Here is an 18971-nt window from a genome sequence, read left to right as displayed (position 1 = left end):
GTATCGGGGATTACTCAGGTTTTTTTATATCAACCAGAGAGCATTGGAGGCAGGCATTATGAGCAAACATGATGAATTAGCGAAATTCATTGTAACTAATGTAGGCGGAGAAGAAAATATACGTGATCTGTACCATTGTATGACCCGTCTGAGATTTACACTTAAGGATAAGCAAAAAGCCAATAAACAGGCTTTGGAAAATTCCGACAGTGTCATTTCCGTGATAGAAAGCGGAGGGCAGTACCAGGTGGTGATCGGCAATCATGTTAACGAGGTTTATGATACGATTGCGAAGAACTATAACCTTCAGGTAAAAAGCGGCAACGAAAAGAAAGAGGATAATGCAAAGGAAGGTAATTTCATCAGTCGTGCTTTTACCGTCATGAGCTCTATCTTCCAGCCGATTGTACCTGCTTTGGCTGGTGCAGGGATGCTGAAAGCTATCCTGGTTATTCTTACACAGTTAGAGTGGTTGGACAGTGCCTCCAGTACCTATGCTATCCTTGCTGCCGCAGGCAACGGCGTATTTTTCTTCCTGCCACTGATGTTGGCGTTTTCAGCTTCGAGAACATTCAAGACCCAGCCTATCGTATCTGCTGCCATTATGGCCGCTCTGCTGGAGCCTAACTTCACCAAGCTGATGGAAAACACGGGGGATATTGCTTCCTTTATCCACATTCCCGTTGTCCTGATGAGTTATACGACATCCATTATTCCAGCAATTTTAGCCATTTGGCTGTATTCATATCTGGAACGGTTTCTGAAGCGGGTGGTTCCGAAAAGCATTGAATTGTTTATGGTCCCGCTTGTTTCCTTATTAATTATGGTTCCGCTTACCGCCATTGTGATCGGTCCACTGGGAGTGTACACCGGTAAAGGTATTGCGGATGGTATTGAATTTTTGAGTACGCAAAGTGGTTTCTTGACTGGAGCCATTCTGGGAGGCGGCTGGACCTTCCTAGTGATGTTTGGTTTACACTGGGGGATTGCACCTGCGATGATCAACAATCTTTCCCTCAAAGGGTTTGATACGATTCGACCTATGATGGCTTCTGCGACCTTCGCCCAATCCGGTGTCGCTCTTGGGGTCTTTCTGAAAGCCAAAGACAAAAAGCTGAAAGCTTACGCACTGTCATCTATTTTCCCTTCACTGTTCGCTGGTATTACAGAACCTATCGTTTACGGATTGTCCGTGAAGCTGAAAAGACCAATGATTGCCGCCGTCATCGGGGGAATGATCGGAGGGGCCATTGCCGGACATTTCCAAACGACCGTGCTTGCTTATGTGTTCCCGGCAATAACAACTATTCCGGCATTCTTTACGAATACAATTGCTTTTTATTTGATTAGTATCATCATTTCATTTGTGGTTACTACCGTATTGACTTATATTCTGGGCTTTAATGAAGGAAACGGGGCAACGGATGCGGAGACAGGAAAGACGGAAGCAGAAAAATCTGAGCCTGCCTTACAAACTGAACCTGGACATACCGAAGTCACCGAGAATGTCTATGCGCCTATCCATGGCCAAATTGTTCCGCTTCATGAGGTTCCTGATCCTGCGTTCTCTACAGAAGCAATGGGTCAAGGAATAGCCATTCTACCGAGTGAAGGAAAGGTATATTCACCGGTTTCCGGGGTTGTCTCGCTCGTATTTCGAACCGGCCATGCGATAGCCATCACCTCAGATAACCATCTGGATCTGTTAATTCATGTGGGACTAGATACGGTTAAGCTGAAAGGCAACTATTTCACGAAGCATGTAGAACAAGGGCAACGGATTGAACGAGGCGATTTGCTGCTTGAATTTGATATTCCGAAAATCCAGGCAGCCGGTTATGACCTGACCACTCCGATTATTGTTACCAACAGCACTGCTTACCAAAAGGTTACCCAGACACAGCAAAAATCCGTTGATTTGCAAAGTGTTTTGCTCACCGTACATTAAATAAAGGAGGAAATGAATTATGACAGCACAAATAGCCAAAAGTTTTCCTGAGAATTTTCTATGGGGTGGTGCTATAGCAGCGAATCAGGCTGAAGGGGCATGGAACGAGGACGGTAAAGGGCCAGCAATCAGCGATGCATTTCGGGGAGGAATAGTAGGCGGGACGTTTGATGATACGATTGATGAAAACAAGTACTACGCCAGCCATGAAGCGATTGATTTTTACCATCGTTATAAAGAAGATATCGCCCTGTTCGCCGAAATGGGCATGAAATGCTTTCGGACTTCCATTGCATGGTCCCGAATCTTTCCGAATGGGGATGATGCCGAACCAAATGAAAAAGGGCTGCAATTTTACGATGATCTGTTTGATGAGCTACTGAAGTATGGAATTGAGCCGGTCATCACCATTTCTCACTTTGAGCTACCTCTGAATCTGATTCGCAAATACGAAGGCTGGAAAAGCCGCGAGCTGATTGGATTCTATGTAAAGTATGCGGAAGTTGTCTTCAAACGTTATAAAAACAAAGTGAAATATTGGATGAACTTCAACGAAATCAACCATTTCCATACCATTCCTTTGGCGGCAGGAGGCATTGTTGTTCAAGACGATGAGCACAAACTGCCGACTATTTATCAGGCTAGTCACCATGTTTTCGTTGCCAGTGCCCTGGCTACTAAACTGTGTCATGAAATTATCCCAGGAGCGATGATGGGCGCTATGTTATCCCTGAGTCCGATCTATCCGAATACCTGTAATCCGGACGATGTGTTTGAAGCCTATGAGCTGAGAAGAAGATCCTTATTTTATTCCGATGTGATCCTTAGAGGCTATTATCCAAGCTATGCCAAACGGATCTGGAAAGAGCATAACATCATGGTCCAAATGGAGCCCGGAGATGAACAATTACTGCGGGAGCATACAGCGGATTATTTAGGATTTAGCTATTATCGAAGTACGACACATAAAGCAGGTATGCCCATCTTGGGCAACACAGGGGGAATTATGGGACTCGACAATCCCTATTTGGAAAAAACGCCGTGGGGATGGCCAATTGACCCGAAGGGCTTCCGCTATGTGTGTAATGAGATGTACGACCGATATCAGAAACCTCTGTTTGTTGTAGAGAACGGCTACGGCAGTCATGATGAAATTTTGGAAGACGGTTCAATTCATGATCCCGAGCGGGTAGACTATCTGAACAAGCATCTGATCCAGCTGCATGAAGCTATTGAGGATGGCTGCGAAGTGCTCGGCTATACCTGGTGGGGTCCAATCGACATTGTCAGTGCGGGAACGGGAGAAATGAAAAAAAGGTACGGCTTTATCTATGTAGACAAAAACAACGATGGTACGGGTACGCTGGAAAGAAGAAAAAAGAACAGCTTCTACTGGTACCAAAAGATTATTGAATCCAATGGGGAAGTATTGTTTGAACAAAATAAAGGAATATAGTCCTGTATTAAATAAAAGTCAGAAACGAACCGGCCAGAGATACGATCTTTGGCTGGTTCGTTTGTTTATGTGTAGGAGTAGAGGGGAAAACGGGTTTCAAAATCTGTTTGTCTGCGATTGCTCCTAACCGAAATGCGGCCATCATGCAGCTCGGTAATACTTTTTGTAATCGCAAGGCCCAGTCCGGTGCCTCCGGTTTCCTTGGAACGTGATTTGTCCACCCGGTAAAACCGTTCAAACAAGTGCGGGACATCTTCCGCAGGAATTGGGGTGCCGTAGTTAGTGCAGATTACCACCGCCTCGTCGTCTTCGCGTCCTATGGTGATATCGAGGCGTTTGCCGTCTTTTCCGTATCGAATAGCGTTGGAAAACAAATTTTCATACAGGCGTACCAGCTCGTCGGTATCGGCTAGAATCCGAACAGGCTCGACGATTCGGACACGGTAGGACATGTCCGCCTGTTCCAGCGAGGGTACAAATTCCTCAGCAAGCTGAGTGAGCAATTTGCCGAGATCTACAGGCTCCAGCTCCAGTGGCAGACTGCCACCGCTCACACGCGTGTATTCAAACAGCTCATCGATCAGCTTTTTAAGCGTCAATGACTTTTCATAAGCAATGTTCACATAATAGCGCAGCTCAATTTCATCCCGATAGCGGTCGGTTTCAATATATTCCAAAAAACCGATCACGGATGTTAGCGGGGTACGAAGATCATGAGATACGCCGGTGATCAGGTCGTTTTTGGCTTTGGCGGAAGCCCGTTCTTCTTCCAGTGAGAGACGGAGCTTGTCCGCCATGGTGTTCATATTTTTCGCCAAGGTACCCAGCTCGTCCGCTGAAGAAACAGGGATCGTATAGGACAGATCTCCATCAGCAAACTCCTGCATCCCCGTCGTAATTTCGCGAAGATAGCCAATCGTATTTTTGGTAAAAAGGAAAAAGAAATAAATATATAAAGGCAGCCCTCCAATCAGCATGATGAGTGGGGACCCAATATGATTCACGGTCCAGCGAATTAGACGAGTGCCAAAAAATGAACGGGAAGGGTTCAGCCATAGTAGCAAAGATGCTCCATAATAAAACACCATCAAAATCAGTCCGGTTAAAGTGAAGGCGGCAAGGCTAAGGGCTGCCAGCTTCCATCCCAATGTGTCATATCGTTTTGCCTTCAAGACGTGAATCCTCCATTAATCGAATTTTTCCATTTTGTAGCCGATTCCCCACACCGTTTTCAGGTATTTAGGTTTTCTCGGATCAGCCTCAATTTTCTCGCGAATTTTACGCACATGAACCATCAGCGTGTTGTTGGATTCCAGATATTGCTCCTTCCACACTTTTTCATAGATCTGCTCCATGCTCAGCACTTGACCACGATTACGTGCCAACAGCTCGACAATGGCAAATTCACGCGGGGTCAGCTTAATGGATTCTCCGGCGAGAGTGACCTCATGCGTAGCAGAATTAATGGAGAGTTCATCCAGTATCATTTCATGCTCCAATGCAGGGGAGGAGTGGGTATATTTCCGTACTCTGCGCAGCTGGGATTTGATGCGTGCCACCAGCTCCAACGGGCTGAACGGCTTAGTGACATAATCATCGGCTCCAACGCTGAGTCCTGTGATTTTGTCCATATCTTGTCCCTTCGCAGACAACATAATAATCGGAAAATGCTCGGTTTCTCTGATCTTCATGCAAGCTTCAACCCCGTCCATATTGGGCATCATCACATCAAGCACCATCACATCTATCGATTCCCGACTGACTTGCTCCAGCGCTTCCAGTCCGTCTCGTGCCATAAGCAGTCGATATCCTTCATTTTCCAAATAAATTTGCATCAGCTTAATAATTTCAGGTTCATCGTCTACTAATAAAATGGTTCCGTTATGCATGGTTGTGCACCCTTTCTGTTCTTTCCAGCAGTATACAATATGGGCGTATTATATACCTTTTTAAAGATGGAGGCTATGGACACTCATCTCAGTTCGCTTGCTTGGGGTCGTCAGCCTTTGGATAGTGCTGTTTCAGTTGAAGAAATACGGTTTTCTTGCTTGAATTGTCTTTTTTCTATTTCTGGTAGTTGACCGAACAAGATCCAAGCAAATGGCAGGAAACGGGAGATGATCGACACGACGAGCCAAGAGCAAAGAAGTGCAAAGAAAAAACCTCCGGCATACCACGCATGAATAAGCTGCGGAGAACCGATATGTGGTGAAAACTGCCGATACAGGAGCAGGAAGAACGGATGAATCAGATACACACCAAAGGACAGTGTGCCCAGACATTCCAGTTTGCGAGTGACAAAGGAATCTTGTCGTCTGTACATTAAAAAGGAAATCTGTAGTATTACCAGCGTGCTAGACAGGCTGTACATATTATACATAAGTTCAAAAACTAGCGAATTGTACGAGATTCCGTACATTCTATTTTCGTACCACATATAGACATGCATGGTGGCTGAAATCAGCCATAAAGCCCAAATTGCGATCCATGTCAGCACTCCGGCAACACTTCGTTCCCCCTTACGCATCAGAAACCACGTTCTCAGCTGTGGGTAGTAGTAACCGAGAGCAGCACCCAGCATGTAGCAGGCTATATAAGACAGTGCCCAACTGCCCTTATTTTGAACCTGAAATAGAAATTTATTTCCAATAACAAATGACCACTGTACCAACAGCCCAAGGACAATAGACCATTGTGGAAGTTGCCGACAACGCTGGAACAGCCACAGTACGAATGGAAATGCAAGATAGAATTGCATCATGATAAAAATATAATATAAATGAGTATACGCTTTGCCTGTGGCCAGCTTCAGAGCAAAGCTTTTCGCAAGTGTGATTATATTCCATGGTTCGGAGCTGCCAGCCATAAGGGACAGGATGAAATAAAATAGAGAGAACATGACGTAAGGTAAGAGGATGTACAGCAACCTCTGCTTATAAAAGCGGCTTAAGAGCTGTCGTCCCATCGGACGATCCTTGTAGTTGTAGAACAGTACCATGCTGCTAAGCGCGATAAATACGGGGGTTCCATACTTCATCAACACATTGAGCGCATTGTATACAACATAAAGACTGGAATTTGTAAGCTGAACCGTTGCATAAGAAGTGGCATGTACCATCAAGACGGCTAAAATCGCCATGGCTCTGACCAACTGCAATTCGGGAATTTTTTCTTTGGTCTTAGGCTTCATAAGCTTCATTTCCTTTCAGGAGTGAACTGTATCTTGTTGAACTCTTTCTATTAAAAGATAAAGTTCTTAACAACCCTGAAGGGAAGGGCTTAAGAAACGCTTATGAACTTCTTAACTTTTGTTAAGAATTGAGGATTTTGCAAAAATCCCATAAGCGACTTCCAATGAACAAGATATAGATTGAAATGGTTTAGTCCGTCTATATATGCACTTCGGAGCGACTGGAATCGAATTTTGCAAAATCCTGAATTAAGAAAAGAACTTCCATAGCCTCAAAATGAGTGGCATGGAAGTTCTTTTTTATACTCATGATCATTCGTTATTTGCAGCGTTTGATAGGTGCGCGTCTAATTTGTCCACGAATGGCACCGTTCGGATGACGGATGGTGTGGACATTGACGTAGGCATTGCCCTCTCTAATTTGACACACCAAATCATAAATGGTTCTGCCTCTGAGCGGACCGGTAAGATCACATGCACGGAGCACGCCGCTAACGACGCCTCTTCTAACGGTTATCCCAAACTTCGAAGGACCAAACAGTGTAGCAACAACAGGGCCATTTTCACCTCTTCGTCCCAGATGAATATGCGCTTCGGTTACCCGTGAGATATTGCGCACAGTCAGTTCAAAGCTTAATTGTTGGCTCGTTGGACGGTAACGAAATTCGGCTGTTCCTGTAGCATTTGTTCTGACAGGAGGCACTTCATTAGCCCCCCTTAAGGTGGCTCTAAACTTATTAGACATGACATCCCTCCTTTCCCAGTGTTGGTTTAGTGTATTCACAGGGCCAGAGAAAGGGCTGCACATTAGCCTATTCATCAGAAGTTGTGTGTTTTACAAGTTATTCAGTCCAAGCACAAAACAAACTTTTTCATAGTCTATGAGTATCTGGTAGAGAGAGGAGGGGAAACCATGGGGACATTTATTGATGGAAGAACATCCCAAAATGCTTCGACAGCCAACTCTATTGCCATTCCGATCACGGTTTTGAATACACCTCAATTGTTTGGACAGATCGGATTAAACACACAGGGAGCTACAGGTACGCCACGGGTTCTGCTTAAAGGAACCATATCGCTTCAACTTCCGCTTGCTTTAGTAGGAATTACTATCACTATTGTAAGAGGTACTGTGGTAACTGACCCTGTTGTTTATTCGGCTACATCCACTTTTAGTTTGAGTTTATTAGCTCCACAGGTTATTGCGTTCTCAGCAGATGATTTCAATCCGCCGATTACGCCACAACTGGTGTACACTGCTTTTGTTTCTGCTAACCTGCTGGGTACAATACGTGTAGGTCCAGAGAGCTTTGACGGAATTTTGGTTGCGGATTAATGTAGTGATTTTGATATGAAGAAATATTGCTTCATAAAGCTTCGCAGTTGTAACTGCGAGGCTTTTTTGTGTACAAGTACAAGTTTTAGCTTAACGAATAAACTACTTTTCTTTTGCATAATAATCACATAGGCATAACCCTGCAACAATTGGTAGAATTTTATGTATGCGCTTACAAAAATAAAATATTCTTTGCTTCGTACAATTAAAAATCTGAAGGAGGAATGAAGAATGAAATGGAAAAAAGGATTGACTGGTATGCTTTTAGCAGCTTTTTTATGTGGTGCACCAGGTATGGGCATAGCTACGCCGGCACATGCATCCGCTGGTGAGTACAAGTTTGATTTTGGCGGAGGTACGGTCGAAACGGGTTATACCGGTGTGAGTGCTTCGCTGTCCTATGACTCAGCACGTGGATATGGCTTTCGTACCCCTGAGAATATGCGTAATGTCAGCGCTTCGGGGACTGGAGTGGCAAGTGATGCGGTACGGTTCCTGGCTACAGGTACGAAAAGCGAGAATACTTTTGACGTTGATCTTCCTCCTGGTTTGTATGAGGTGTCGGTTACTTTAGGAGATACCTCTCGTTCGAGTATTGCGGCTGAAGGGGTGTATCAGGTCATTAATATGACAGGGAATGGGGCCAAGGATCGCTTTCAAATTCCAGTGACAGATGGACAGCTAAATCTGCTGGTTACTGAAGGCAAAGAGGGCGCGGTCTTCACACTCAGTGCATTGGAAATCAGGCAATTATCTAGCAATCCGGTTACGAATCGAACGATTTATATCGGTGGAGATTCTACGGTTTGTAACTATTATCCGCTAGATAGCAGCGTACAGGCGGGATGGGGTCAACTGCTGCCAGAGTTTGTGAACACGAATACTTTTCAAATTCGCAATATGGCGTCAGGAGGCCAAATTGCTAGAGGCTTCCACCAGGACGGTCAGTTGGAGGCCATCGTCCAATATATCAAGCCGGGGGATTATTTTATTCTCCAATTGGGCATTAATGACACCAATCCAAAGCATAACGAAAGCGAAGCCGAGTTTAAGGACTGGATGAAGGATATGATTCGGCAGGTTAAGGCTAAAGGGGCGACGGTAATCCTGTCAACTCCGCAAGGACGAGCCACTGACTTTAATGCTAACAATGTACACAACGCAGAAAATAGATGGTATAGAAGCGCTATTTTGGCACTGGCTCAAGAGGAACAAACGCCTTTAGTCGACCTGAATGTTCTTAGCTCAGCTTATTTCACTTCTATTGGTAAAGACGCTACACTGGCCTTGTATATGAACGGCGATACACTCCATCCAAACTATGAAGGTGCAAGGGAACTGGCCCGATTGGTAGCACAGGATTTAAAAAGGCAGGGTCTGAGCGGATTCTAAATTTAAACGATGGGTTTTCCCCTGCTTCTTACATTCGTAGGAGCAGGGGTTTTTAGCCTCTGTTCAGGGTGCTATAATTATTGAAAAAGCAATAGTAATACGGAGGAATTAGAACATGCAGCCTTTCACTGCCCGTGTGCTTCAAATTATACTGTTGATCCCTGAGGGAAAAGTAATGACTTACGGTCAAATTGCGGCAGAGGCCGGAAGCCCAAGAGGTGCCAGACAGGTGGTGCGAATTTTGCATACATTGAGCCAAAAACACCGACTTCCTTGGCATAGAGTAGTCAACCGTTTGGGGGAGATTGCTTTGCAGGAGGATGAGTCCGCATCCCTGCAGCGTCTGTACTTGGAGGAGGAAGGCATACGTTTTAATGAAAGCGGGCGTATTCCACTCGATCAATATCTCTATGATCCGCAGGCGGAGATGGAAGAATAGGAACGGAACAAGCTATGCGGTTTTATATTAGATTTGATGATCACAAAAATCCGGGACAAATCAATTATCGATTTGTCCCGGATTTTTTTCATCTAGCATACGAAGCGGATAACTAGAGGTAATCTGTTATTTATAGCATAAGATTCACTTGTCATTTTATCCGATAAGATGCTGCTGATCCCGTTGGGCAAGGTGAAAAGAAATGCTGTTCATCAGCGGTATATCGTTATTTTTCCGGGCTTCCCGGATCAGTTGTTTCTTTTTTTGTTCTGATTCACGTAAAAAGCGGGTCATCCACAAATCAGACGGTTCGTTAGTGGTTGTCATGCGAGATTCTTTTATCATCTATTAACCCTCCCAGTGAGCGGCTGTAATTCTTTCTCTAGTATATGTTCCAAACCTTAATAGATGCTGTTGGTTTCCTTAAAATTAGCTGAAAATTAGGTAAAGTTCAGGTAAAAATAGGTTGAATCAATATCTCATTGGACGAAAAGTAGTATAAAGCGAGTAATCAGGAAGTAAAGGTTACAAAAATGTATTGTTTTGACACCTTGTACCAACATAAACCTGAAAGTACAATTAGAATGCAAAGAGTTCGTGGAAGTTTATGTCGAAAAAAATGGAAAAGATTCGGGGAATGAACCGAAAGGGGAGAGATTCATCTATGAAGCAAAAAGCGGCTGTCGTGCTGCTTGTATTGTCCTTATCATCAGGATTGGCCTCCACTGTACAGTCTGAGAGTTTATCAGGAAATGTAGCATCAAGTACGTCGGTTAGTCCATCTACTGAGGCTACATCGAAGACATCATCCGTAACGGGTCAGGCTTTACCTACATTAACACTCAAGCAGGCCGTGGAATGGGCACAGACGAACAATTACAATACGCGTACCGCCGAACGGGACGTAGAGCGTCGCAGAATGGAACTGAAAAATGCAGAAAAGGATCTGGGAAATGCATTTGTTGATTTTATAGACGGTGAATATGTTGATGATAATACCTCTTGGAGAAGTTATAACTCTTCGACGCTATCTTATCTAGCCAGCAAAAAGCAGGCGCAGTTCGCCAAAGACCAGATTTATTTTAATGTGATGAAAAGCTATCAAAGTGTGTTCGTGGCAGAGAATCAAGTGAAAAATGATCTAGAAGCGCTTGAAATTGCCCAAGCGGAGGAAAAGATTGCACTTGCCAAATTTGCGCGCGGCAAGCTGTCTGAGTATGCGAAAAACGAGAGTACACAGACCAGAAGCCAGGCTCAGCAAACAGTAGAGCAGGGGAAAATTGCGTTGCAAAAATCTAGGGATGCTCTGAACTTCCTCATGGGACAGCCTAACGGAACAGCCTATGAATTGGTTGATCGGCCCGTGTACAAGGAACCGAAGAAGCTGGATATCGAAATACATATACAACAGCTGACAGACATGAATCCAAATTTATGGAAGCTGGAGGATAGTATCAAAACTTCGGAACTTAATGTGAGATACTTCGATTTTAACAGCGGAGCAGGTGCTTACGATCTAGCTAAAATGGATGTCGATACGGCTAAAGAGGAGCTCGACAAAGGTCAAAAGGATTTTGCCGAATCACTCCGCAATTTGTATGCCACGGTTAAGGAAAACCAAAAAAAATATGTACAACTGGAAGAAAGCTTGCGTACGGCAAAAGAGGCCTTGGAGTTATCACGCAAAAAGTGGGACAGAGGTCTAATTATCGAGATGGAATTGAAAAATAATCAGTTGAAAGTGAACCAGATTGAACGGCAAATGGAAGAGCTGGCGATCGAGTTGGATCAAAATGAGTATACGTTGAACAAGCCATGGAGCACATAGGGAGGAAAAGGCGTTGGCAGAAACGGTTTTAAATGATGCTTTAATCAAGTTACGGAAAAAACGGAGAAAAAAGTGGATATGGACTGCAATTGTTCTACTGGTTGTAGGTGGAGGCGGAACAGCAGTATATCTGAGTCTGCCCAAGGAGCAGGCGGCACCTTTGGTTCAGGATGAGACGCTTAAAGTAGAGCGCGGCGATGTGAGTGAGAAGCTGGACACGTCCGGTACCGTGCAAGCGTCCAAGGAAGTGAAGTTAAACTTCACGAGTGCAGGTGATAACAAGCTGGCAGTGGTAAATGTGAAAGCCGGGGACAAGGTGAAAAAAGGACAGGTGCTGGCTCTTCTGGACAGTTCAGAAATTAAAATGCAAATTCAGACTGCGTCTGATACTTTGGAAATATCCAAATCCAAGCTGGCTGAATTGGAGAAAGGTCCGAAGGCAGAGGACATTGAAATTCAGAAAACAAATGTACTTCGGGCCAAAATGGCTATTGATACAGCGCAAGAATCATTTGAGCTGGAAGAAGCCGAAAGTCAGAAGAAAACTTCCCAAAAGCAGTTGGAACAGGCGCGAAAGGCATATGAAGACCAAAAGTTTTTACATGATGCCGGTGCGGTGTCCAACAGTGAATTGGAGCAGGCAGAGCAAGCACTGGATAAAGCACAGACGGACTATGATGGTCTGGATCTGCAGTTCCGCAAAATCATGTCGCAAAAACGTCGCACCATTTCAGAAGCTGAAATCGGATATCGTACGGCAATGGCAGAGCTTCGCAAAATTCAGGTTCCGGCTGATGCATCCAATATTCAAGCCTCACGGATAGAGGTTCGAAGACAGGCGACGGAACTGGAGCAGAAGAAAAATGAATTGAACAAGCTTCAGGTCACAGCACCTTGGGACGGGGTAATCTTGAAGGTGAACGGGGATGTAGGGACCAGTCCGACGGCTCCATTCATTGTCATGAATAACTCGGATTCCAACGATCTTAAGGTGGTTGTGAAGGTAAGTCAGACCGACATTGTCAAAGTAAAGAAGAGTCTTTCAGCCGTGTTGACTACCAATGCATATCCGGGTGAATCATTTCCAGGGAAGGTGCAATTCGTCTCACCGGAAGCCTCTACGGATGAAGGGATGACGACGTATCTGATGGAATTGTCTGTTCATGACCCGAAAGGCAAGCTCAAAACGGGCATGATTATGAATGTGGCTGTTATTTTGGGAGTACACAAAAATGTGCTGTTCGTACCTGCTACTGCGCTGAGATCGGAAGGGGGACAGGATGGCGTGTATGTTTCCGCTAATAACGCTGCGAATCAAGGGGCGCGCACATTCAAGCCCGTAGAACTCGGATTTTACACGCCAGATCGAGTCGAGCTCAAGTCAGGTGTAAAGGAGGGTGACACGCTTATTGTGCCTGCTCCTGAACCTCCGCCGGACCCTTCTGCTATGGGCGGCATGCAGGGAGGTTTTTAAAAGGGTATGAGATACGTCATTCAGATTGAGGATTTGAAAAAAGTGTATCAGGTCGGAGATCAGGAAATTCATGCCCTGCGTGAGGTACAACTTGATATTGCTGACGGTGATTTTGTCGCGATCATGGGACCGTCTGGATCAGGCAAGTCCACGATGATGAATGTCATCGGCTGTCTGGATTTACCTACATCGGGACAATTTTATTTGGATGGCTATTCGATATTAGATGCCCGCGAGGATGAACTGGCTATTATACGTAATCAGAAAATCGGATTTGTATTTCAAAAATTCCATTTGCTCCCGCGAGCAACGGCTTTGGAGAATGTGGAACTACCTATGATCTATGCGGGTATTCCTGCCAAGGAGCGTCGTTTGCGGGCAATGGAGGCTCTTACTAGCGTAGGTCTAGGCGATCGGATGAACAATAGGCCAAACGAATTGTCAGGCGGTCAGCAGCAGCGGGTGTCTATTGCGCGCGCACTTGTGAACAATCCGGTCATTCTCTTGGCGGATGAACCGACAGGCGCATTGGACTCCAAAACAAGTGTTGAAATAATGGGGATTTTTCAGCGTCTGAATGATCAGGGGAAAACGGTTGTACTGGTTACTCATGATCAGGAGGTTGCGGAATACGCCAAGCGTCTGATTCATTTTCGGGATGGGCGGATTGAAGAGGATCAGCCTGTTGGGAAACGAAGAATGGCGGCAGAGGAAGTGAAGGCATGAAGTTTAAGGAAATTATCCGTGTATCGCTCAACAGTTTGCGAACCAATATGCTGCGATCTTTGCTGACCATGGTGGGCATTATTATCGGAGTGGCCGCTGTGATTATGATTGTAGCCATTGGTAAAGGATCAACGGCTACGATTACATCTCAGATCAACAGTATGGGAAATAATCTGCTGATGATCTATCCTTATGCTCCATATGATGGCTCCAGCTCCATGTCGTTCAGTCAGACGAAAGGAATATCTCTGGAAGATATCGATGCGCTAGAGGAGCAAAAAGCAGTAGCAGAGGTAGCGCCAAGTGCCATGACCAATGCAGATATTACGTGGAGTCGCAATAAGGTCAGCGCGCAAATTGAGGGGACTTCGCTGGCATTCGTTCATGTGAGAAAGCTGTCACTAGCTCAAGGCAGGTCGTTTACCCACTATGAAGTGGATAAACAAATGAATGTGGCCGTGCTTGGGAGTGATGCGGCCCGTAATATTTTTGGTCCGGATGCCTCAAGAGCGGTCGGTGAGACGATCATGATTAAACAGCTTCCTTTTAAGGTGGTTGGTGTGCTGGCAAATTCCAATTCCAATATGAGTAACAGTGGTCAGCAGGTATATGTACCGATTACAACGGGGATGGAACGGCTAGGCAATATGAGTATTCAGCAGGTGAACGCCTCTGCAACAACAGAGGAGAAGATTAATCAGGCAAGTGCTGAAATTCGGCAGGTGCTACGTGCCAGACATGAGCTAAAGCCATCAGAGGGCGATGACTTTCAGATCATGACCCAGACGGAAATCTTAAAAACAGTGTCCGGGGTTGATCGGATTATGAATATGCTGCTGGCCGGTGTAGCTGCAATTGCGCTTGGCGTTGGAGGTGTCGGCATTATGAATATTATGCTGGTGTCCGTCACGGAACGTACGAGGGAGATCGGGATTCGTAAAGCGATTGGTGCGCAACGCAGTGATATTATGCTGCAGTTTGTGGCTGAGGCTGTTTTTCTCAGTCTGATGGGTGGACTGGTTGGCGTAATGGTGGGTCTCGGAGGTGCAAAGCTGCTCGAGAAATTCGTCCAAATGCCGATTGTGTATTCGATAGAGCCCGTGCTTTACTCTTTTCTGTGCTGTATGGGGGTTGGAGTGTTGTTCGGAGTATATCCGGCGCGAAAGGCGTCGAAGCTGCGTCCAATTGATGCTTTAAGATACGAATAAGGGAGCGGGTACTTCGCCTTACTCGAAAGAGCAGGGTGCAAAGTACCCGTTTTTTGTGTTAAATAAGTGTTTTAAATGATAAAAAGACATGAATAACTGCCTTAATTTTATATATGTGATGTTTTATATGCTTTTTAAGGTTGATTTATTGTTATATATGACGTATTATATTCAATATTAGATCGCAAGAAAAAAGGAGGGACGTTCATCATCGACCTTACGGCAAGACAAGTAGAAATTTTAAACATCGTACAAAAGCATGCCCCGATTACCGGGGATCAGATTGCGGAAATGCTTAATCTCAGCAAGGCGACCATTCGGACCGACCTATCCAAATTGGGCATTCTGAATTACATAGATGCAAAGCCCAAGGTCGGATATTTTGTTGGAAAGCGGGGCACGCCGAACCGGGAGGAAAAATTCCGGCTGTTGCAAATGAAGGTCGGCGATCTTCATGGGGTTCCAGTCATCGTACGAGAAACAACCACGATTCAGGAAGCTGTCGTAGCTCTCTTTTTGGAAAATGTGAGCAATTTGATCGTCACCGATGAAGACGGAGATTTGGCAGGGGTAGCTTCCCGCAAGGATTTGCTTAAGGTAACGTTAGGGAATCCCAATGCAGCAACCATTCCTGTCAGCCTTGTGATGACCCGACAGGCGAATGTTGTCACCGTTTCCCCAGAGGATACGGTATTAGAGGCAGCGCGCAAAATTATTGCCCGTCAAATCGACAGCCTGCCTGTTGTCGTCCCTTCCGACTCCGACAAGCCAGGGGAGCACTGGAAAGTTGTGGGACGCATTACAAAAACGAATATTATTAAAATGTTGCTCGATATGGTAGCAGAGGATTAATGGGAGGAATCGAATGGTTCAGGTGAGCAGTCATTTTATAGCGATCTGTTCAGACTCGATTGGCGAGACGGCAGAAGCTGTCGTACAGGCGACCATGCGCCAATTTGAGTTACCGGACACAGAGATCAAAAGATTTATGAACGTGAGGGATGAAGACGAACTGAGCCGGGTGATGGAGGAAGTTGCCGAGCGTAAAGGCTTCGTAGCTTATACGCTGGTACAGCCAGAATTGAGAGAAGCGATGAAAGAGGAGGCTGTCCGGCTGAATGTGCGGGCTGTCGACATTATGGGACCGATGATGCAGGCGTTTGCCGATACGTTCCATAACGATCCCAAAGAGAAGCCTGGTCTGCTGCACCGACTGGACGATAACTATTTTCGCCGTGTAGAGGCCTTGGATTTTGCGGTTCAATATGATGATGGCAAAGATGTGAGCGCCATTCTCAAAGCGGATATTGTATTGCTTGGAGTATCCCGTATTTCCAAAACCCCTTTATCCATGTTTCTCGCGCATAAAGGTTATAAAACGGTCAACATACCGATTGTACCGGAGCTGACACCGCCTGTTCAGTTGAAGGATGTTCAGCGTGGTCGAGTGTTCGGATTAACGATCGAGCCAGAGTTACTGTTGAAAATACGCAGTGAGCGACTAAAGGTTATGGGGCTTCCTAATAATGTGCAGTATGCTACAGCGATGAGGGTAGAAGAGGAAATAGCGTATGCACAGTCTTTGTTTAAAGAGCTGAATTGTCCGGTTATTGATGTTACAGATAAGGCGATTGAAGAGACGGCAGGTTTAATTATCAGAATGTTATAGAGCCTAGTAGCTGCTCATATAACTAAAAATTAAAATCGTAGGATACAGGAGTTTAATAGATAAATAGAAAGATTGCAGCAAAGTTGCCCTAAATAGTTCATTTGCTTAAGGGTAACAATTAATTTTTAGGAGAGGTGGAGGGATAGGTATGGAGAGTCAAATGGCATTGGAATTCGTTCGGGTAACAGAGGCAGCGGCACTGCAATCAGCACAATGGACAGGGCGTGGAGATAAGAATAGCGCAGACGAGGCGGCTACGGTAGCCATCCGCACTCATTTTAATGCGGTATCCATGGACGGCACGGTCGTCATTGGCGAAGGCGAAATGGATGAGGCTCCCATGCTGTATATCGGGGAAAGAGTAGGCAATCGCAGAGGACCGGCTATGGACATCGCTGTCGATCCACTAGAGGGAACCGAAACAGTAGCAAATGGTTTGAATAACGCTCTGTCGGTCATTGCTGCTGCACCTCGTGGTAGTCTACTCCACGCTCCGGATATGTACATGCAAAAAATGGCCGTTGGCCCGGCATTGGCTGGAAAGGTATCACTTGAGGACCCAATTCCAACTACATTGTCAAAAGCTGCACGAGTACTCGGTAAATCCTTGTCTGATCTTACCGTGTCCATTCTTGATCGTACACGGCACGCCGGGATCATCAAGCTTCTGCGGGAAAGCGGCGTTCGAATCAAACTGCTTGGCCATGGGGATGTGATGGGCGCGATTGAAACATGCCTGGATAGCGGTGTAGATTTGCATATCGGTTCTGGTGGCGCTCCTGAGGGTGTATTGGCCGCTGCAGCGCTGAAATGCATGGGTGGAGAAATCCAGGGTCGCCTGCTGCCTCATGGTGAAGAAGAGATTGAGCGTTGCAAGCGTATGGGCATTACTGATCCCGGTGCGTTGCTCTCCATGGATGATATGGTCGGACGCCAAGGCGTGATGTTTGTGGCTACAGGTGTGACACCTGGGGAGTGGTTGCAGGGGGTTCGTTCTCTTCCTGGTCACAGAGCGGAAACTCATTCAGTCGTAATGCACTCAGAAACAAAAACGATTCGCTTCGTGCGGAGTATTCATCATACAGCGGATTCTTCCGGTACGCTTGCGGTAGCGGCATCCTCTTGAACATTGAAGTCATGGCTTCCTAAATCTGTTCCCACAGTAGGCGAAAGGTTCTTCTTCACCTTGCATCGTCCAGAGGTGAATTCAAAGCAGAAGTTTCGTATGCTGTAAACACAATACGGAGATTAAGTTTATCGTTTAACAAACAAGGAACGATAGTTCAAAAAAACAACGGTATCTAGGACTCATCCAAGGATACCGCTGTTTTTCATATTTCGGGGTCATTCTAACTGTCATGGAACAGATGAAGTTATCAACTCCATGGAATACGCATCGAGTATAACCTCACTTTCATTGAGTGACGTAAGCATAATTATTTTTGCCGTTTTTTGGTCCGTATTAGAAATGTGGTTTTCATTTACGTGTTTTTTTTATTAAACACACAGGCAGATAACCTAGTGCTGCTACTCCTGTGCTTATAAAGCAAACTCTTAAACCATCTATTTCTACTTTTCGAGTAAGTAAATAAATAGCGAAGAGGCCAGTGAAAAATGTAAGGATTAAATTTATAATAAATTTCTTCATAATTATCAACTTCTTCTGAGAAAAATGCATCCAAAAAGAATATAAATAGTATTACTAGCATCAAAATCAAATGAAATACAAGATGCATCAACCTTAGAAAACATCTAAGAACTAATTGACAAAGCAAATCTTTATGGAAATTAGAATAACGTAGATTTAAGCAAAATTTCCACCTATTAGGATTATGAACCACTTTGGTGTATTATCTATAGTTGTCTATCAAAAGGAATTAATTTCAAGTAGAATTAATTTGGTATGCGTGTTAAATTACTAGTCCAGCCGATAGAACAAGATCAAAGATTTTTAATAAGTTCGAACAAGCTGGGAATTTTTACAGGTAGACTTGATCGGTTTAAATTGATATATTATTATTCCAGCCCGAAAGGGATTGTTAACTAAATAAGGTTTGGATAACTCACCTGGAATTATTTACAGGTTGATTAAATTAGATGGAAATGTTATATTATTTTTCTGGCTCAAAAAGCCGCATGAAAATTTGATCTTTGAAAACTGAACAACGAGTGAGTATGGATTTTGTTTACAAAATCCAACGCTGAAATTTTGGTACATGCCGTCAGGCTGTATAAAATGGAAGCGAACAAGAGATATTTTTATCTCGTCAGTTTCAAAATGAGCTTATCGCTCTTTCTATAAACC

17 protein-coding genes are annotated in these 18971 nt (G+C 44.8%); 12 read left to right on the top strand and 5 right to left on the bottom strand.

Annotation, left to right across the window (positions count from 1 at the left end):
- The first annotated feature begins 58 nt into the window (after positions 1-58).
- The gene (locus tag BM358_RS00085) at positions 59-1948 is read left to right on the top strand and encodes a beta-glucoside-specific PTS transporter subunit IIABC (protein WP_028542332.1); all 1890 of its coding nucleotides are present in this window, start codon (positions 59-61) and stop codon (positions 1946-1948) included.
- A 19-nt stretch (positions 1949-1967) separates the two neighbouring features.
- Entirely contained in the window at positions 1968-3404 is a 1437-nt protein-coding gene (locus BM358_RS00080) for a glycoside hydrolase family 1 protein (protein WP_025724228.1), read from the top strand.
- Positions 3405-3469: 65 nt separating this feature from the next.
- Here BM358_RS00080 and BM358_RS00075 read toward each other — a convergent pair whose 3' ends face one another.
- The 4 genes from BM358_RS00075 to BM358_RS00060 all read right to left on the bottom strand — a co-directional run bounded on the left by BM358_RS00075 (position 3470) and on the right by BM358_RS00060 (position 7339).
- Positions 3470-4576, bottom strand: coding sequence for a sensor histidine kinase (locus BM358_RS00075; protein WP_028542331.1), 1107 nt, complete (start codon positions 4574-4576; stop codon positions 3470-3472).
- Between the two features lie 15 nt (positions 4577-4591).
- Positions 4592-5293 carry a response regulator transcription factor gene (locus tag BM358_RS00070; RefSeq protein ID WP_023988433.1) on the bottom strand — a complete coding sequence of 234 codons (702 nt, stop codon included), beginning with the start codon at positions 5291-5293 and terminating at the stop codon, positions 4592-4594.
- Positions 5294-5403: 110 nt separating this feature from the next.
- Complete coding sequence (locus BM358_RS00065; protein ID WP_028542330.1) at positions 5404-6594, bottom strand: acyltransferase; 1191 nt, start codon at positions 6592-6594, stop codon at positions 5404-5406.
- A gap of 319 nt (positions 6595-6913) precedes the next feature.
- Complete coding sequence (locus BM358_RS00060) at positions 6914-7339, bottom strand: CHRD domain-containing protein (RefSeq protein ID WP_023988435.1); 426 nt, start codon at positions 7337-7339, stop codon at positions 6914-6916.
- Between the two features lie 168 nt (positions 7340-7507).
- Between BM358_RS00060 and BM358_RS00055 the strand changes: the two genes are divergently transcribed.
- From BM358_RS00055 to BM358_RS00045, 3 genes are all read left to right on the top strand, one after another.
- Positions 7508-7930 (top strand): hypothetical protein, encoded by a 423-nt coding sequence (locus BM358_RS00055; protein WP_028542329.1) that lies wholly within the window; start codon positions 7508-7510, stop codon positions 7928-7930.
- A 231-nt stretch (positions 7931-8161) separates the two neighbouring features.
- Positions 8162-9322, top strand: coding sequence for a rhamnogalacturonan acetylesterase (locus tag BM358_RS00050; protein WP_028542328.1), 1161 nt, complete (start codon positions 8162-8164; stop codon positions 9320-9322).
- 115 nt (positions 9323-9437) lie between these two features.
- Positions 9438-9761: an MGMT family protein gene (locus tag BM358_RS00045; RefSeq protein WP_023988438.1), complete on the top strand. Its 324-nt coding sequence runs from the start codon at positions 9438-9440 to the stop codon at positions 9759-9761.
- 156 nt (positions 9762-9917) lie between these two features.
- Here the strand turns inward: BM358_RS00045 and BM358_RS00040 are convergent, their stop codons facing one another.
- Positions 9918-10106 (bottom strand): hypothetical protein, encoded by a 189-nt coding sequence (locus BM358_RS00040; RefSeq protein WP_013370989.1) that lies wholly within the window; start codon positions 10104-10106, stop codon positions 9918-9920.
- A gap of 319 nt (positions 10107-10425) precedes the next feature.
- Here BM358_RS00040 and BM358_RS00035 point away from each other — a divergent pair, with 319 nt between their 5' ends.
- The 7 genes from BM358_RS00035 to glpX all read left to right on the top strand — a co-directional run bounded on the left by BM358_RS00035 (position 10426) and on the right by glpX (position 17792).
- Positions 10426-11589, top strand: coding sequence for a TolC family protein (locus BM358_RS00035; RefSeq protein WP_028542327.1), 1164 nt, complete (start codon positions 10426-10428; stop codon positions 11587-11589).
- Between the two features lie 13 nt (positions 11590-11602).
- Positions 11603-13063, top strand: a complete 1461-nt coding sequence (locus BM358_RS00030) for an efflux RND transporter periplasmic adaptor subunit (RefSeq protein ID WP_028542326.1) — start codon at positions 11603-11605, stop codon at positions 13061-13063.
- 6 nt (positions 13064-13069) lie between these two features.
- On the top strand, positions 13070-13789 hold the full coding sequence (locus BM358_RS00025; RefSeq protein WP_023988440.1) for an ABC transporter ATP-binding protein: 720 nt from the start codon (positions 13070-13072) through the stop codon (positions 13787-13789).
- Positions 13786-14997 (top strand): ABC transporter permease, encoded by a 1212-nt coding sequence (locus BM358_RS00020; RefSeq protein ID WP_023988441.1) that lies wholly within the window; start codon positions 13786-13788, stop codon positions 14995-14997. The genes BM358_RS00025 and BM358_RS00020 overlap by 4 nt, the downstream gene beginning before the upstream one ends.
- A gap of 237 nt (positions 14998-15234) precedes the next feature.
- Positions 15235-15849, top strand: a complete 615-nt coding sequence (locus BM358_RS00015) for a helix-turn-helix transcriptional regulator (protein ID WP_223822107.1) — start codon at positions 15235-15237, stop codon at positions 15847-15849.
- Between the two features lie 13 nt (positions 15850-15862).
- A complete protein-coding gene (locus BM358_RS00010; protein WP_025723337.1) occupies positions 15863-16666 on the top strand; it encodes a pyruvate, water dikinase regulatory protein in 804 nt (267 codons plus the stop codon).
- A 148-nt stretch (positions 16667-16814) separates the two neighbouring features.
- The gene (gene glpX, locus BM358_RS00005; protein ID WP_028542325.1) at positions 16815-17792 is read left to right on the top strand and encodes a class II fructose-bisphosphatase; all 978 of its coding nucleotides are present in this window, start codon (positions 16815-16817) and stop codon (positions 17790-17792) included.
- Positions 17793-18971: the final 1179 nt, after the last annotated feature.

Source organism: Paenibacillus sp. cl130 (genome assembly GCF_900116035.1).
In the GTDB taxonomy this organism is placed as follows: Bacteria; Bacillota; Bacilli; order Paenibacillales; family Paenibacillaceae; genus Paenibacillus; species Paenibacillus polymyxa_B.
The sequence above is the reverse complement of the archived record's forward strand: the minus strand, read 5'-3'. Positions and strand labels throughout refer to the sequence as shown.

Coding starts and splice junctions, on each gene's coding strand:
- BM358_RS00020 (WP_023988441.1), top strand. CDS start 13,786: ATGAAGTTTAAGGAAATTATCCGTGTATCGCTCAACAGTTTGCGAACC.
- BM358_RS00035 (WP_028542327.1), top strand. CDS start 10,426: ATGAAGCAAAAAGCGGCTGTCGTGCTGCTTGTATTGTCCTTATCATCA.
- BM358_RS00050 (WP_028542328.1), top strand. CDS start 8,162: ATGAAATGGAAAAAAGGATTGACTGGTATGCTTTTAGCAGCTTTTTTA.
- BM358_RS00065 (WP_028542330.1), bottom strand. CDS start 6,594: ATGAAGCCTAAGACCAAAGAAAAAATTCCCGAATTGCAGTTGGTCAGA.
- BM358_RS00045 (WP_023988438.1), top strand. CDS start 9,438: ATGCAGCCTTTCACTGCCCGTGTGCTTCAAATTATACTGTTGATCCCT.
- BM358_RS00070 (WP_023988433.1), bottom strand. CDS start 5,293: ATGCATAACGGAACCATTTTATTAGTAGACGATGAACCTGAAATTATT.
- BM358_RS00010 (WP_025723337.1), top strand. CDS start 15,863: ATGGTTCAGGTGAGCAGTCATTTTATAGCGATCTGTTCAGACTCGATT.
- BM358_RS00025 (WP_023988440.1), top strand. CDS start 13,070: ATGAGATACGTCATTCAGATTGAGGATTTGAAAAAAGTGTATCAGGTC.
- BM358_RS00040 (WP_013370989.1), bottom strand. CDS start 10,106: ATGATAAAAGAATCTCGCATGACAACCACTAACGAACCGTCTGATTTG.
- BM358_RS00080 (WP_025724228.1), top strand. CDS start 1,968: ATGACAGCACAAATAGCCAAAAGTTTTCCTGAGAATTTTCTATGGGGT.
- BM358_RS00085 (WP_028542332.1), top strand. CDS start 59: ATGAGCAAACATGATGAATTAGCGAAATTCATTGTAACTAATGTAGGC.
- BM358_RS00055 (WP_028542329.1), top strand. CDS start 7,508: ATGGGGACATTTATTGATGGAAGAACATCCCAAAATGCTTCGACAGCC.
- BM358_RS00060 (WP_023988435.1), bottom strand. CDS start 7,339: ATGTCTAATAAGTTTAGAGCCACCTTAAGGGGGGCTAATGAAGTGCCT.
- glpX (WP_028542325.1), top strand. CDS start 16,815: ATGGAGAGTCAAATGGCATTGGAATTCGTTCGGGTAACAGAGGCAGCG.